Genomic DNA, 14,191 nt, shown 5'->3' on the forward strand with positions numbered 1-14,191 from the left:
CTCTACCGATGCCGAACCAACGCCCGCGTACCGCCCGACTCGCTCTTGCCGACGGCTCGATCGTTCGTGGGCGAGCGTTCGGGGCCGCCGGTCGGGGCGTGCTGTCGGTCGCGGAGGTCGTGTTCAACACGGCGATGACGGGATACCAGGAGTCGCTGACGGACCCCTCGTACAGCGGGCAGATCCTGGTGCAGACATTTCCGCTGATCGGCAACACGGGCGTGAACGAGCAGGACGTGGAGTCTGGGCGAGTGCAGGTGGCGGGGTTCGTGGTGCGCGAACTTGCCCGGCGGCACTCGAACTTCAGGGCCACGGACGACCTCTCGTCGTGGCTCGCGCGGCATGGCGTGCTGGGGATGACGGACGCGGACACGCGGGCGCTGACGCGGCGGATTCGGACGCGCGGCGCGATGCCCGGCGCGATGACCGACCGCGAGGACCTGGGCGATGCCGCACTCGTGGAGGCCGCACGGACCGCGCCGTCGATGGCGGGGCAGAACCTTGTGCCGAGGGTCGGTTGCACGTCGTCGGCGAGGTGGGCGGAGACGCTGGGTGACTGGGCGCCGGAGGGCGGTGCACGCTCACCGAAGCCGTACCGGGTGCTCGCGCTGGACTGCGGGGCGAAGCGGAACATCCTGCGGCACCTGGCGCAGCGAGGGTGCGAGGTGACGGTGGTGCCGCACGATGTTTCGCCGGAGGACGTTCGGCGGCTGCGCGCAGAGGGGAAGGCCGACGGGCTGTTCGTGTCGAACGGTCCGGGCGATCCGGCGGCGGTGGAGCGGACGATCGCGACGCTGCGCGACCTGGTGGGTCCGGACGAGCGCGATCCGATTCCGACGTTCGGCATCTGCCTCGGGCACCAGTTGCTGGCGCTCGCGCTGGGGGCGAGGACGTACAAGCTGCCGTTCGGGCACCGGGGAGCGAATCAGCCCGTGCATGACCGGCTGACGGACCGGGTGGAGATCACGAGCCAGAACCACGGCTTCGCGGTGGATGCCGAATCGTTGCGGGCGATCGGGGCGGAGGCGACGCACTGGCACCTGAACGACGGCACTGTGGCTGGTTTTCGGCTGTCGGATCGTCCGGTATTCGCGGTCCAGTACCACCCGGAGGCTTCCCCCGGCCCGCATGATGCGGCGGGGCTGTTTGATGCGTTCGTGGCCATGATGGGTTCCCATCGCCCGCCGGAGCCTGCTTCTGCGGGCATTGGCTCGGCTTGAGTGCGTGGATGGCTCGGCGTGTTAGGTATGCGACAGGATGATTGTTGAGGCTGGCCGCAGGCTGTGAAGATGGGCTAACTCTGGCCGTGGCGGAACTTTGTGGAGAATCTGAGGATACACGGAAAAATGCCCGTCCCCCTATTGCGTTGCGGGCGAAGGTGTGTATATTGCGCATAGGCCGGTGGCTCGTTCGAGATGCCGGATAGGAGAGGTTGTGTTCGCAGACTCCGATCGGGGCATCTCCCGTGTCGGAGGGGATTCGCAGGCTGGAGACTCGCGGATCTCGTCGGGGGAAGGAGACGGTTCGTTGCCCACGGTGGCTGCCCATGCCATGTTCAGTGCCGGGTCGCGCGGTGGCCGCGCGGGTTGTTTCGATAGTGGTCGTACTCCCGTCACGGTCGTTCCGTGTCGGGTTCATCGCGTGTTCCGCGTTTGCCCCGCGGAGTGATCGGGGCAAGAGTGCGTCTGGTTCCTTTGCATCGAAGAAGGAGTTTGCTCAATGAAGGCGAGAAACCTGTTTGTCTGTGCTGGGATGTGTCTGGGTCTCGCCGGCGCCGCGATCGCCGGTGACAAGCCGCAGCCCCAGGCCAAGGCCATCGACGGGATGGTCAAGCCGGTCCGCGTGGCGCCGGTCTCCCTCGTGGACGGCCAGCTGAAGATCATGGGCGAGTGGCGCGACGCCTCCTCGTTCGGCCGCGTTGATGAGGTCTGCGACCTCCTGTGGGACGCCGTCCAGCCCACCGACAACTGCGCGTCCGGCTTCCCGCCGGTCGGTGGGCCTGAGTGCGGCATCGGCGAGGGCTCCCGCTGGTACTTCGGCACCGTGTACGTGAACCCCTTCTCCGCCAACGACATGTCGGACGCGCTGGAGGACTTCTCTGCCCGCGCCGCGTGGGTGTTCTGGTGGGGCATGACCTCTCAGGCCTACGTCGCGATCCTGACCTCCGATGAGTTCATCTCGCTCGCGTGCGACCTCGCGGTTGCTGCGGCGGACGGCTGGGTCTTTGACTACGGCGTCCTGCCCCGCGGCTTCTGGTACTCCGAGTTCTCCTTCGGCGACGGCTCGCCGGACGGCTGGAACCTGGTCAAGGGCGGTGACGGCTCGAACGTCTACTTCCTGTCGGACTTCTTCGACGGCGCGTTCTTCTACCTGGCTACCTTCAACTGCCACTTCGGCCTCTGGGGCACCTCCGATGACGGCGGCCTCCCCGGGCGCCCCGGCACCAACGACTCGCAGCAGCACGACGACGACTTCCCGACCGACGGCGTCCACACGATGCCCGATGAGTGCTACTACTACGACTTCGGAGTCTGCCCCGACCCGCTCTGCAACATGATGGCCTTCTGGGGCAACACCGGCGGCAGCGAGGACTGCTACGTCGACTGCAACAACGACGGCGCGATCAACTCGCTCGACTTCATCTGCTTCCTCAACCTCTACACCTCGAACAACCCGCTGGCCGACTGCAACGGCGACACCAACATCAACTCGCTCGACTTCATCTGCTTCCTCAACCTCTACACCAACCCGCCCTGCACCGACTGATACGGCTGCACGGCAACGCTACCTCGTTCGTACCTGACCCCTAGGTAGCATCAACGCCCGGGCCGAAAGGCCCGGGCGTTCTTTTTGCCTGACACGGACGGATTGAGGGCTGCTCATGGCATCGGCTGGAGCACGTGTTCGTCGGGGCAAAGCCTCGTGCAGTCCGGGTCAGATTCTTGGGTGGAGCGAGACGAGGCAGAGGGGAAGCCGCCTCGGGATGGCGGGCGAGCCGAGGCGGCAGGAACTCCGTTTCCCCTGGTTCTACGCGAGTACGGCGGGATGGATTGGCGGCTGCGCACGTTGGTGCGTGCGCAACCGCGGCACACTGGCGCGTTGCGGGGTGAACCCGAGGCGTACGGTCAGCGCCCCTCGGGAACATCCTCGCCGGCATTCGGCCCCACCGCGTCGGCCGCTTCGGGCAGTTGGAGGGCGTCGGCGATGGCATCGGTCAGGTCGTCGCCTGCCGGTGCACGGAGGAGCGGTCGGATCATGACTTCCTGGAGCAGGATGTTCGTGCCGACTTCGCGGAGTTCGTCGATGGCGAGGCGCGTGCTGACGACGTGGGTGTAGCCGCGTTCGGTGGCGACGCGGTTGCAGGCTTCGTGGAGTTTGCGGTAGCCGTCGGCGAGTTGGCGCGCGCTGAACTCGTCCACGTCGGCGTAGGCGCGCTGCTGGAGTTCCTGGATGGCCTGCTGCTGGGACTGGTACTGGCCGTAGACATCCTGGGCGGCGGGATCCTGCGGGGTCATGGCGATGAGGCGTGCCTCGAGGGCCTGGATGTTCTCGCTCATGGCCTTGAGTTGGTCGTTCCATGACGAGGTGTGCTGCTCGCGTTCGAGGCGGTAGGCCTCGGTTTCCATGAGCCGTTCGAGAAGGCTGAGCGTGTCGACGGTGGCGATGCGCACTTCGGCACCGCCTGCGGGTGTCGGGGAGAGTGTGCCCGTTGCGGGTCGAAGGCCTACGGCGAGGAGCGCGGCCGCGACGATCGCGCCGCCGGTCAGGGAACGCGTGATGCTGGACATGGTGGCTCCGGGGTTAGAGGTTGGGGGGAGTGTAGGAGCGGAGTGGGAGCACAGGGCCAAACGGCCAAAGAGGGGGCAACAAGTAGAGCAGCAGATCATCAGATCGGCAGAGGGGGGCGACAAGGGCGGACTGGCATGGGCAGACAGACCGCGCTTTGGGTTTGTCCGCTTGTTCCGTCGGCACTTCGGCGCTTTGGGGATCTGGCTCTTTGCTACACTCGCTCCCGGAGGTTCTCATGCGTGACCAGAGGCTGGATCGGCTCGCGGACGTTCTCGTGCGCTATTCGACGCGGGTGAAGCGGGGGGACGTGGTGAGCGTGCACTCGGAGCCGGCCGCGCTGCCGCTGGTGGAGGCGGTGTTCGAGGCCGTGCTGCGGACGGGAGGGCACCCGGTCTGGGCGGCGCGGAGCGACGCTCTGGACGTTGTGTTGATGGAGCACGCGAGCGAGGAGCAGTTGGGATGGGTCTCCCCGTTCGATGCGCACCGCGTGGAGACGATGGACGTGCATATCGGGCTGTGGGCGGACGTGAACACGCGGTCGATGAGCCGATTCGAAGCGGGGCGGCTGGCGAAGCGGCAGCAGTCGCGCAAGGGGTACATGGACCGGTTCCTGACGCGGTTCGCGGAGGGGAAACTGCGGTGGGTGGGGACGCAGTACCCGACGCTCGCCAGCGCGCAGGATGCGGAGATGAGCCTGCCGCAGTACGAGCGGTTCGTGTTCGAGGCGGGGTTGCTGCACCTGCCTGACCCTGTGGCGGCGTGGACGGCGATCCACGAGCGGCAGCGGCGCGTGTGCGAGTACCTCGGCGCGAAGCGGGAACTGCGGTTCCGCGTGCCGCCGGGCGACGGGCACGACGGGACGGACCTGCGCGTGAACGTGGACCCGTCGCGGTCGAAGTGGATCAACTGCGCCGGGCACGAGAACTTTCCCGACGGCGAGGTGTTCACGGGGCCGCAGGGGGCGGACGGGCACGTGAACTACACGTTCCCGGCGGTGTATCACGGGCGCGAAGTGGAGGGCGTGCGGCTGGCGTTCAGGGGCGGGCGCGTGGTGGATGCCTCGGCGAGGAAGAACGAGGCGTACCTGATCGCGATGCTGGACCAGGACGAGGGGGCGCGCACGCTGGGCGAGATCGCCATCGGGACGAACTACGCCATCAAGGAGTTCTCGCGCAACACGCTCTTCGACGAGAAGATCGGCGGGACGTTCCACGCGGCCGTGGGGGCGGGCTACCCGGAGAGCGGGAGCGCGAACAAGTCCGCGTTGCATTGGGACATGGTGTGCGACCTGCGCACGGGCGGGACGATCGAGGCGGACGGGGAGGTGTTCCACAGGGACGGCACGTTCGTCATCGGGGCCTCGCGGGAGTAACGACGTAGTTCGTAGTTCAGAAATCGGCTCCGGAAAGACCGTTGCGTGTCGATTCGATGTTCATTCCTGCCGCACCCCACGGGCGCTGTACAGCAAGGGCGGGGTCAAGCCGTTTCCACGCGACAAGTCTGGCTGAGAGGTCGCCGAGGCCGACCGGGGTGAACTCACTCGGAGGCACGCCCGTTGGCCCTCCGAGGTCGAAGACGAGAAGGCCCTTGTTCGAGGGATATCGAAGATGAGCCTGGAACGTAGGGTGTACGTGCTGCAATAGATGGAGAGGTTGTCCTACGGCGTCATCATCGCGCCAGAATGCGGGACGGGCGAACACCGTTGAAGTGATCTGATAATGAGATGAGATGATGAACTCGGGATAACCGCGGTAATCACGAAGATACTCCGCTCGTCCTGGCGGCTCGATTGCGCTCCTATGAGCGCCGAAATAGTCGGGCACAACAACGCTCGTCCAGTACCAGCGTTGCGTAAGAAAGAAGGGACCGTCGATCTCAAAGTCCCTGATGCGAATCGGGTCGTACGGCTTCTTGGGTGTTCCAAAGAACGGGAAACGCTCGTGATGGTCAGCGGTGTACATCGCTAGAGCCGTGTTGAGCTGACGCCCGGTCTCGAGATTGCGGGCTAGCCGCGCGTTCTCAAGGGTGCGAGAAAGGGCCGGAAGCGCCAGGGCAATGAGCAGGCTTACAACGACGATCACGGCGAGCATCTCGAGGAGAGTGAAGCCTCCAGCGTCTTGCCGTAAAACGCTCCCGATTGCGGGCGAGGCTTCTCGCCGCCGGTCTGTCGATGCTCGCTCCTTGATGATGCTCCAGCCTGCGAAACTGATCAGCCCGAGATTGCGCAAGATGCCTGCCGCAGCCTCGGAGCGTGGTTCGGCCTTGGGTACGCCGAAACACCCACAACTCGGAGCGCCGCTGCTCGCAGCAAGGATTCCGAGAACAACTGTGAACAGCGCCAGCATCACGGTAGCCATCCACAGCCCGAGGAGGTGATGGGGGCCGACAACGACCAAGATCGCAACGCTGACTTCTAGCCCGGCTAGTGTCGCAACTGCGGCGTCGGCCACGGCAGGAGTGGATGAAAGTGGGGGGAAGAGATAGAGCAGCACGCCGGAGGCGTGCTGCGGCGTGACTGCCTTCAAGACGCCGGCTAGAGCAAACGCTGCGGCGATAACCATCAGTATGACTGTGCGGGCTAGCATCTCCAGGGCTTCACAGCTCGAACATGACTCCCCGCTCGGGGGTCGTATTCAGCACGTTCATTCTCCATAGCCACCATTCGCCTGACGGAACCTGATAGTATAGGAAGGAGAACGGGTAACGTTCCCCCGACTGAAGCTCGAGGATCACGCCGACCAAGGCGACGCGCAGGCGGCCATGGCGTTGCAAAGCCTGCATCGCGCCGCCTTCTGGGTCGGACCACCAGTTCCGGAAGCCGATCTGCGAGCGCCCCATCCAGACATCCCCAGGTAGCGTGCCTGAAAGAACGGGCAGGCGGATTTCCTGACCGAACTCGATCTGTCCGAACGCGATCGCCAAGCCGGTCCCCTCCGCCGGAAGGGCAACGGGCATTGCCGCGCCGTTGAATCGGTCTCGGGCGACAGTCCAAAGGCGATCAAACACGGACACAATATGATCGTCGCCGGGATAGGATTCCTGAAAGAGAAACTCGTAGTCTTGCGGAACCAATTCCCGACGCATGGCGGCGGCGTCGCGGAAGACATAGCCCGAGGATTCTCGCCATGCCCTGTATGCCTCGGGAGACTGCTGGATCAGCCGGAAGTAAATAGTGTCGCCTGTGAGATTGATGAGACGAAGCGTGTCGTTGTCAGCCGCAGCAAGGTCGTCACCGGGCGGTAGTGCGAGATTCGCGAGGTGGGGGCGAACGCTTGAGGCGGTTGGAAAGTCCCGAAAAGGCGCCATCGTAATCCGACGATAGTTTTCTTGGCCGAGATCGATCGCTTCCCGGATCTCTCGTTCGTGCGTACGGCGTGATTCCGCAACGGCATGGCGGTGCTGGATGGCACGCAGAAACGCGATACTTGCAACGGCTAGGGCGACTAGTGCTGCTAGGAGAAGCCCCCAGCGTCGGCGATGGGTGGGTTCATTGGCCGGTTCAATGCTCATGACTCGAGCAGTTCACGAGGTGAAGATGCAGTGCTGGCCAGCGGGCGGATTGTCGCAATCGTACTGAAGGTTGCAGCAGGTGCATGTACGCGGACCGCCAACAGGTCCACAGCAGGCGCAGCTGCCCTGACATCCGCCAGGCGTGAATCCGCCGCATGAGTAGCCTCCACAGGAACAGGGAGCCATGAGGGAATCGCTTCCCATGACGACGGACGCGAGCAGCAGCACGATACCAACGACGAGAATCCACCAAGCACCGAGCTTCGACATGATCGTTCTCCCAGATTGACATTATCCATGTTGCCAGAATGAGGTCATCGTATCAATAGCTTTGGGTTCTTTTCGGACGGTCAGTCGGCCAGCGGGGGCAGTTGAATGCAAACAAAACGCTAACGTATATCGGCGTATGGTACTACTGCCTGGTAGGATCGTCATATCGCGCTGAGGGCATCGGGGATGGTGTCCGATGCCCCAACAGCGTGTATTCCGCGTGCAACGGCAGCAACGGTCCAGACGAGCGAGGTGGCCATCGGTTGCTCTAACTCGTGGTCTGGCTGGACGATCGAGGCCGAGGGCGAGGTGTTCCACGGGGACGGGCGGTTCACGCGCGACGGCTTCCCCGCGCCGGCGTGATCAGATCAGGCCGAAGAGGTCGAGGATGGCCGCGCCGATGCCGACGACCAGCACGGCGACGACGAGGCCGATGACGGCCCAGGCGATGACGTGGCCCGCGGTGGAGCCTTCGAGGCGTTCGAGGGGGGGGGCGAGCGTCCACTGGACAGCGCCCATCGCGCCGGATACGAGGGCGTCGGCGTCCGCGCCGCATTCGGGGCAGGGGGTGCCGTCGGGCAGCCCGGAGAGGTCGTAGCCGCAGACCGGGCAGACGGGCGGCAGGCCCTGCTCGTCGCGGCGGCGTGCGGCCTGGGCGGCGATCTCGGCGAGCATGGCGCGGGCGCGGGCGTGGTCGGCGGCGCGGACCATGACGGAGAGGGGCGTGGCGATGCCGGCGATGGGGATGACCTGGCCGAAGCCGCCGGTGACGGTTGCCGCGACGCCCATGGCGCGGAGGGAGTGGACGAGGAGCTCGGCCTCGAACTCGACGGGCGTGTGCGCGACGGGGATCATGCGGTTTGGGTCGGGCGTGCGCCTGGGCATGGTCGGCTCACGGGAAGTCGGGGAGCCAGAGGTAGTACGGTCGGCCCGGTTCGACCTCGGCGGCGAGTCCCGCGCCGAGGTTGAGTTGGACGATCGAGACGCCGGAGCGGTCGTCGGTGCGAGCGGGATGAAGGGGGGGGGCGTCGGCGAGTGAGTAGGCGGTGGCGGGCGTTCCCTTGCGGGCGTAGCCGTACTTGATGAGGCGGGCGCGGTCGACACCGGCGAGGCGCTTCGCGGTGTCGAAGGCGTCGCGGACGTCGCCCTCGGCGTCGGCGAGTCCGGCGGCGACGGCGTCCGTGCCGCTGAAGATGCGGCCGTCGGTCATGGTGTCGAGGCGCGAGGCGTCGAGGCCCGGTCGTCGCTCGACGACGAGCGAACGGAAGCGGCCGTAGAACTCATCCACCATGCCTTGGAGGATGGCGTAGTGCTGCTCGCGCGGGGGTTCGAGAGGGTTGGCGAGATCCTTGTTGGGGCCGCTGGTGACGGAGCGCGAGTGGATGCCGATCTTGGCGAGTCCCTGGCTGACGTTGACGGTGGGGATGATGACGCCGATGGAACCGGTGATGGCGGTGGGGTGCGTGACGATCTCGTCGGCGGCGAGGGCGACGTAGTAGCCGCCGCTGGCCGCGACCTCGCCGAGTGAGGCGACGACGGGCTTGCCGGTCTCGTCGGCGAAGCGGCGGAGTTCGGCGTGGAGGACGTCGCTGGCGGTGACGGAGCCGCCGGGCGAGTTGATACGGACGACGACGGCGCGGACGGCGGGATCGACGGCAGCGCGGTCGAGGCGTAGGAGGAACTCGTCCACGGGGTTTTCGCCGCGGCCGAGGATGGAGAAGCGGGGCCGATCGGCAATGAGGCCGGTGAGGTCGATGAGGGCAACCTTGGTGGCGGGGTTGCCGGGGTCGGCGAGGGTGGTGTGCTCGTTGAGGCGGCCGCCTGAGCCGTCGAGGGAGACGGTGAAGGAGAGCGGCGAGCAGCCGACGAGGGCGAGCAGGCAGGCGAGCAGGGCGAGGAGGCTATGCATCGGGGGAGTGTACAACCGAGGCGGGCGGTGCCTTGGGAGAACGCGGAGGTAGCGGAGAGGAATGCGGAGAACGCGGAGGGGGAGATTGGGGAGGGGGACGGGCGCGAGACGGAGCGGGGACTGAAGTCCCCGGCTCAGATAATCCTGGCTCTGGAGTCCATGACATCGTGGAACCCATCGAAGCAGACCCAGTTCTTCTCTCCGCGACCTCCGTGCTCCTCCCCGCATCCTTCGCGTTCTGCTTCCGTAGGCTCCCGGCATGGGCGGGCACGTGCCGGTGATGGTGGCGGAGGTGATGGGGCTGCTCGGGCTTCGGCCGGGGGAGGTCTACGCGGACTGCACGGCCGGGCTTGGGGGGCACGCGGTGGAGGCAGCGCGTCGGGTGGGGCTGCGAGGGACGGTGGTGCTCAACGATCTCGACGCGGGAAACCTTGAGCGTGCGGCGGGGGCGGTGCGGAAGGTGTGCGGGGGGGACGGGGGCGGGGTACCGCGGGTGGTGCGGTTCCAGGGCAACTTCGCCGAGTTGCCCCGGCGGATGGAAGCGGAAGGGCTGGCGGCGGACGCGGTCCTCGCGGACTTGGGGTTCGCGTCGGTTCAGGTGGAGGACGCGTCGCGGGGCTTTTCGTTCATGCGAGAGGGGCCGCTGGACATGCGGTACGACGCATCGGTGGGGTCGTCGGCGGCGGAGCTGGTGAACGGGCTTCCGGAGGACGAGCTGGCGTCGATCCTGCGGGAATACGGGGAGGAGCGCGAGGCCGGGCGCATCGCTCGAAAACTTGTCGCGGAGCGCGCGGTCGAGCCGATCTCCACGACGCAGCGTCTGGCCGGGATCGTGCGGTCGGTGTGCGGCCGGAGCGGTGGCGGGATCGACCCCGCGACACGGACTTTCCAGGCGCTGCGGATCGCAGTGAATGACGAGCTGGGTTCGCTTCATGGATTGCTGCGCGCGGTCGAGCGTGCGGCACAGTCGGTCGCGGCGGGGTCGGCGTCATGGCTTGCGCCGGGAGGTCGTGTGGCGGTGATCTCGTTCCACTCGCTCGAGGATCGGCCGGTGAAGCGGGCGTTTGCGAGCCTGGTGGATCGCGGGCTGGCGTGCTCGCTGACGCGCGGGCACGTGGGGCCTGGCGATGCGGAGGTCGAGGCGAACCCGCGGGCGCGATCGGCGAAAGTCCGGGCGATTGCGATCGGGGGCGCGGCGGGGGATGACAGGCGCAGGTAGACTGTCGGCCGCGTCGGGCGCCACGGATCGGCGGCCGGCGAGGATGGGTTCGGGACCGAAGGCAAGGACGCGCACGTGACCAGAGAAAACAAGATCGCCCTGATCGTCGGGTTCGCCCTCGTGCTGGTGGTGGGGGTGCTCATCAGCGACCATCTGTCGCGTGCGCGGCACTTGGAGTTGAACGACCCGGCGGGTGATGATCCGGGGCTGCTTGCGCTGGGGCCTGGCGCGACGCTGCCGGATTCGGAGTGGACGCCGCCGACGCACGTGCCCGCGCCGACTCCGACGCCGGTGGTGGAAGTGCCGGCGGTCGAGCCGTTCGTGTTCGAGCAGGGGACGGGTCGCACGGGTCTCGGCACCGCGTTGGCGCAGGGTCCGGCGACGGGCGATGAGGGGCGGTCGCTGCTGGACGTGGTGAAGGACTACGGGGGGCAGATTCGTAACGGCGTGATCCACCTGCCAGCGGCGGTGAACCACTCGTCGCAGGAGGCGAAGCCCGCGGGCACGCCGCAGTCGCCCATTGCGCCGCTGCAGGTTCACTTCGTGGCCAAGGGCGAGTCGCTGTTCGGGATTGCGAAGCGGTACTACGGCGACGGGAACCAGTGGAGGCGGATCGCGGAGCACAACCGGGGGAAGGTGTCGGCGGACGGCACGGTGCGTGAGGGCGTTCGGCTTGAGATCCCGGGGGTGGCGGCGACGGTCGCGCCGGAGACGCCGCGGGCGAGGCCGCAGACCGAGCCGCGGCCGCGTGAGGCGACGCCGCACGTGCCCGAGCCTCAGCGTCCTGGGCCGACGACGTACACGGTGCGCAAGGGCGACACGCTGGGCGAGATCGCGCAGCGGACGCTCGGCTCGTCGCGTCGGATGTCGGACCTGCTCGCGGCGAACAAGGGGCGCATCGACGACCCGGACGACATCCGCGTGGGCATGGTGCTGACGATCCCTGCGAGGTGACGCGAGCGAACGGGGCGCGGGCATGTTTGCGAAACTGGCGGCCGTGATCGTAGCGGTGGGCGTGTGTGCCTGCACGCTGCTGGCGATGCGGCAGGCGAGGCTGCAGGCGGCGCACGACCTGGCCGAGGCGCGGTTGCGCGTACGTGCGCTCGACGAACGGGTCGCGTTGAGGCGGGCGGAGATCGGTCGGCTGGTCTCACCCGAGCAGGTCCGTCGGATGGCGGAGGAGTTGGAGTCGGACTTCGGGGGGTTTGAGCCGATCCTGCCCGAGCAGACGGCATGGCTGTGGCTGGACGGGCCTGCGCTGGCACAGGGAGAGGAGCGATGAGGCTCGGACGAGGCAGGCCAAGCCGCGAGATGGCCGGGACGGAAAGGGCGGATCGCGTTGCGGTGGTGGTGATCGGCTTCGTCGTGCTTGCGCTGGCGGTGATGCTGTGTCGCGTGGCGCAGTTGCAGTTGCGGCCGGGCCAAGACCTGGCGATGTACGTCTCGGAGCGGCTGGCGACGAGGCCGGTCGTGGGATATCGGGGGGAGTTGCTGGATCGGCGCGGACGGCTGCTCTCGACGACGCGGATCGGGTACCGGGTGTTCGTGGATCCGACGCGGTTCGCGTCGCCGCCGGACGAGGCGATCGTCGCGCTGGCGGAGGCGACGGGTATGCCCGCAGAAGAAGTCGGACGGCGGATCGTGCGGGCGATGGCGATCAATCGGGAGCGGGCGGCTGCGCTGGAGGCGGCGCGCGGGCCTGAGGCGGAGCGGAAGGGAAGGGTAAGAGGCGTGCTGTCGGTGGTGTTTGGTGTGGGAGGTGCAGGAGAGGGGGAGACGATGTCTGAAAAGGCGCCGTCCCAAGCAGGAGAAGAGGAGGAGCAGGGGGAGGCACCGAAGCCGTTGGTTCGGTACGTGCCGATCGGGGGCGTGCTGAGCGATGCGCAGCTGGACGAGATTCGGCGTCTGGGGCTGGCGGGCGTGCACGTGGAGCGGCGTCCGGTGCGCGAATACGCGGGCGGCGAGATCGCAGCGTCGATCGTCGGCAAGGTTGGCTTTGAGCACACGGGGCTGCTCGGCGCGGAACTGACGATGGAGAAGGAGCTGGCGGCGCGCGATGGGCAAGCGAGATATGCGCGCGACGCGTGGGGTCGGCCGCTGTGGATCGAGCGTGGGCAGTGGTCGCCCGCGGAGCACGGGCGCGACCGGCGTCTGTCGATCGACGTCGAGTTGCAGCGGATTGCGACGGAGGAACTGGAGCGCGGCGTGCTCGACGCGGACGCGGCGGGCGGGCGGCTCGTGCTCGCTGACCCGGCGACGGGTGAAATCCTGGCGATGGTGGACCTGATCCGGGAGATGCCGGGGCTGGCGGAGTTCCCGTGGTGGCCGGCCAAGACTGAACCGGGCGTGCCGACGCCGCCGCGCTATGACCCGTCGGCGGGCGTGCGATACCGGACGATCCCAGCGGATCCGGGTCGGGAGGTGCATCCTGCATTGGGTCGGAACCGGTGCGTGGAGGACATCTACGAGCCGGGATCGACGTTCAAGGCGTTCGTATGGGCGGTGGTGAGCGAGGCGGGTGCGGCGAAGTACGACGAGGTGATCGACACCGAGGGCGGGCAGTGGCGCACGTCGTACGGGCGACCGATCGCGGACGTGACACGGCGGGCGTCGATGACGTGGGAAGACGTGCTGATGAACTCGTCGAACATCGGCATGGTGAAGGTGACGGAGCGGGTCGGGCACCGGCAGTTGCGCGACGGGCTGACGCGGTTCGGGTTCGGGAGGGCGACGGGGATCGGTCTGCCGGGCGAGGCGGCAGGGATCATCACGTCCGAGCGGCAGTGGACGAAGTACACACACACGTCGGTGGCGTTCGGGCACGAAGTCGCGGTGACGCCGGTGCAGATGGTGCGGGCGTTCAGCGTGTTCGCGCGGACTGGGGAACTGGCGGCGACGCTGCCGCAGGTGAGGCTGACCGCGCCGGAGCCCGGCGATCCGGCGGTTGCGCTTCGGCAGCGTGTGCTCTCGCCGGAGGTCGCGGCGCACACGCGGATGGTTTTGCGTCGGATGGCGGAGAAAGTCGAGCAGAACATGGCGAAGGCCGACCCGAGCGAGAGCGAGTGGCGATACCCGATGTGGGGCAAGTCGGGGACGGCCGAGATTCCGCTGGGCAAGGCGCCGGAGGGGAAGCGTCGTCCGCCTGGTTCGACGGGGTACTACGACAACCAGTACAACTCGAGTTTCGTGGCGGGCGCGCCGTACGAGCGGCCCCGGCTGGTGGCACTCGTGGTGATCGACGACCCGGGGCCGGAGACGATCCGCAAGCGGCAGCACTACGGCTCGTGGGTGGCGGGGCCCGTGGCGCGGCGGGTGCTGGAGCGGTCGCTGATCTACCTGGGTGAACCGCGTGAGAGTTCGGGGGGAGTAGGGCTGGCGACCGCGGCGGGCGCGCAGACGAAGCCAGACCTCCCAGATTGACAGCGACCTGATGGTGTGTGTCTCGAAGCCTTGTGCCGGGACGCCGCGAGGGCTTATACTCGGGTTGGAATCCG

The 14,191-nt window shown here is 67.3% G+C and carries 12 protein-coding genes; 7 read left to right on the plus strand and 5 right to left on the minus strand.

Translation table 11 applies throughout. From position 1 onward, the window contains the following. Positions 1 to 8: 8 nt before the first annotated feature. Positions 9 to 1,220 carry a glutamine-hydrolyzing carbamoyl-phosphate synthase small subunit gene (gene carA, locus FBT69_04645; protein MDL1904089.1) on the plus strand — a complete coding sequence of 404 codons (1,212 nt, stop codon included), beginning with the start codon at positions 9 to 11 and terminating at the stop codon, positions 1,218 to 1,220. 499 nt (positions 1,221 to 1,719) lie between these two features. Beyond that, entirely contained in the window at positions 1,720 to 2,766 is a 1,047-nt protein-coding gene (locus FBT69_04650) for a hypothetical protein (protein MDL1904090.1), read from the plus strand. 359 nt (positions 2,767 to 3,125) lie between these two features. On the opposite strand, the gene FBT69_04655 is transcribed toward FBT69_04650, so the two are convergent. After that, the gene (locus FBT69_04655) at positions 3,126 to 3,887 is read right to left on the minus strand and encodes an OmpH family outer membrane protein (protein MDL1904091.1); all 762 of its coding nucleotides are present in this window, start codon (positions 3,885 to 3,887) and stop codon (positions 3,126 to 3,128) included. A 137-nt stretch (positions 3,888 to 4,024) separates the two neighbouring features. Here FBT69_04655 and FBT69_04660 point away from each other — a divergent pair, with 137 nt between their 5' ends. Continuing rightward, on the plus strand, positions 4,025 to 5,161 hold the full coding sequence (locus FBT69_04660; protein MDL1904092.1) for an aminopeptidase: 1,137 nt from the start codon (positions 4,025 to 4,027) through the stop codon (positions 5,159 to 5,161). A gap of 16 nt (positions 5,162 to 5,177) precedes the next feature. Here FBT69_04660 and FBT69_04665 read toward each other — a convergent pair whose 3' ends face one another. The 4 genes from FBT69_04665 to sppA form a co-directional block, all read right to left on the minus strand. Continuing rightward, positions 5,178 to 6,374: a type II secretion system protein gene (locus tag FBT69_04665; protein MDL1904093.1), complete on the minus strand. Its 1,197-nt coding sequence runs from the start codon at positions 6,372 to 6,374 to the stop codon at positions 5,178 to 5,180. A gap of 10 nt (positions 6,375 to 6,384) precedes the next feature. Continuing rightward, positions 6,385 to 7,299 carry a hypothetical protein gene (locus FBT69_04670; GenBank protein ID MDL1904094.1) on the minus strand — a complete coding sequence of 305 codons (915 nt, stop codon included), beginning with the start codon at positions 7,297 to 7,299 and terminating at the stop codon, positions 6,385 to 6,387. Positions 7,300 to 7,932: 633 nt separating this feature from the next. After that, positions 7,933 to 8,454, minus strand: coding sequence for a hypothetical protein (locus FBT69_04675; GenBank protein MDL1904095.1), 522 nt, complete (start codon positions 8,452 to 8,454; stop codon positions 7,933 to 7,935). A 7-nt stretch (positions 8,455 to 8,461) separates the two neighbouring features. Then, positions 8,462 to 9,739 carry a signal peptide peptidase SppA gene (gene sppA / locus FBT69_04680; protein ID MDL1904096.1) on the minus strand — a complete coding sequence of 426 codons (1,278 nt, stop codon included), beginning with the start codon at positions 9,737 to 9,739 and terminating at the stop codon, positions 8,462 to 8,464. On the opposite strand from sppA, the gene rsmH reads away from it, so the two are divergent. The 4 genes from rsmH to FBT69_04700 all read left to right on the plus strand — a co-directional run bounded on the left by rsmH (position 9,738) and on the right by FBT69_04700 (position 14,117). Beyond that, a complete protein-coding gene (rsmH, locus tag FBT69_04685) occupies positions 9,738 to 10,697 on the plus strand; it encodes a 16S rRNA (cytosine(1402)-N(4))-methyltransferase RsmH (GenBank protein ID MDL1904097.1) in 960 nt (319 codons plus the stop codon). The two genes, sppA and rsmH, sit on opposite strands and share 2 nt — an antisense overlap. Before the next feature lie 75 nt (positions 10,698 to 10,772). Beyond that, on the plus strand, positions 10,773 to 11,651 hold the full coding sequence (locus FBT69_04690; GenBank protein MDL1904098.1) for a LysM peptidoglycan-binding domain-containing protein: 879 nt from the start codon (positions 10,773 to 10,775) through the stop codon (positions 11,649 to 11,651). 22 nt (positions 11,652 to 11,673) lie between these two features. Next, positions 11,674 to 11,979 (plus strand): hypothetical protein, encoded by a 306-nt coding sequence (locus FBT69_04695; GenBank protein MDL1904099.1) that lies wholly within the window; start codon positions 11,674 to 11,676, stop codon positions 11,977 to 11,979. Further along, entirely contained in the window at positions 11,931 to 14,117 is a 2,187-nt protein-coding gene (locus FBT69_04700) for a penicillin-binding protein 2 (GenBank protein MDL1904100.1), read from the plus strand. The genes FBT69_04695 and FBT69_04700 overlap by 49 nt, the downstream gene beginning before the upstream one ends. The last annotated feature ends 74 nt before the right edge of the window (positions 14,118 to 14,191 follow it).

Origin of the sequence: Synechococcales cyanobacterium CNB, assembly GCA_030263455.1 — a bacterium.
Taxonomy (GTDB): domain Bacteria; phylum Planctomycetota; class Phycisphaerae; order Phycisphaerales; family UBA1924; genus CAADGN01.

Excerpts from the sequence above, each read along its gene's own strand:
- carA (MDL1904089.1), top strand. The coding sequence starts at position 9 with ATGCCGAACCAACGCCCGCGTACCGCCCGACTCGCTCTTGCCGACGGC.
- FBT69_04650 (MDL1904090.1), top strand. The coding sequence starts at position 1,720 with ATGAAGGCGAGAAACCTGTTTGTCTGTGCTGGGATGTGTCTGGGTCTC.
- FBT69_04655 (MDL1904091.1), bottom strand. The coding sequence starts at position 3,887 with ATGATCTGCTGCTCTACTTGTTGCCCCCTCTTTGGCCGTTTGGCCCTG.
- FBT69_04660 (MDL1904092.1), top strand. The coding sequence starts at position 4,025 with ATGCGTGACCAGAGGCTGGATCGGCTCGCGGACGTTCTCGTGCGCTAT.
- FBT69_04665 (MDL1904093.1), bottom strand. The coding sequence starts at position 6,374 with ATGCTAGCCCGCACAGTCATACTGATGGTTATCGCCGCAGCGTTTGCT.
- FBT69_04670 (MDL1904094.1), bottom strand. The coding sequence starts at position 7,299 with ATGAGCATTGAACCGGCCAATGAACCCACCCATCGCCGACGCTGGGGG.
- FBT69_04675 (MDL1904095.1), bottom strand. The coding sequence starts at position 8,454 with ATGCCCAGGCGCACGCCCGACCCAAACCGCATGATCCCCGTCGCGCAC.
- rsmH (MDL1904097.1), top strand. The coding sequence starts at position 9,738 with ATGGGCGGGCACGTGCCGGTGATGGTGGCGGAGGTGATGGGGCTGCTC.
- sppA (MDL1904096.1), bottom strand. The coding sequence starts at position 9,739 with ATGCCGGGAGCCTACGGAAGCAGAACGCGAAGGATGCGGGGAGGAGCA.
- FBT69_04695 (MDL1904099.1), top strand. The coding sequence starts at position 11,674 with ATGTTTGCGAAACTGGCGGCCGTGATCGTAGCGGTGGGCGTGTGTGCC.
- FBT69_04700 (MDL1904100.1), top strand. The coding sequence starts at position 11,931 with ATGGCTGTGGCTGGACGGGCCTGCGCTGGCACAGGGAGAGGAGCGATG.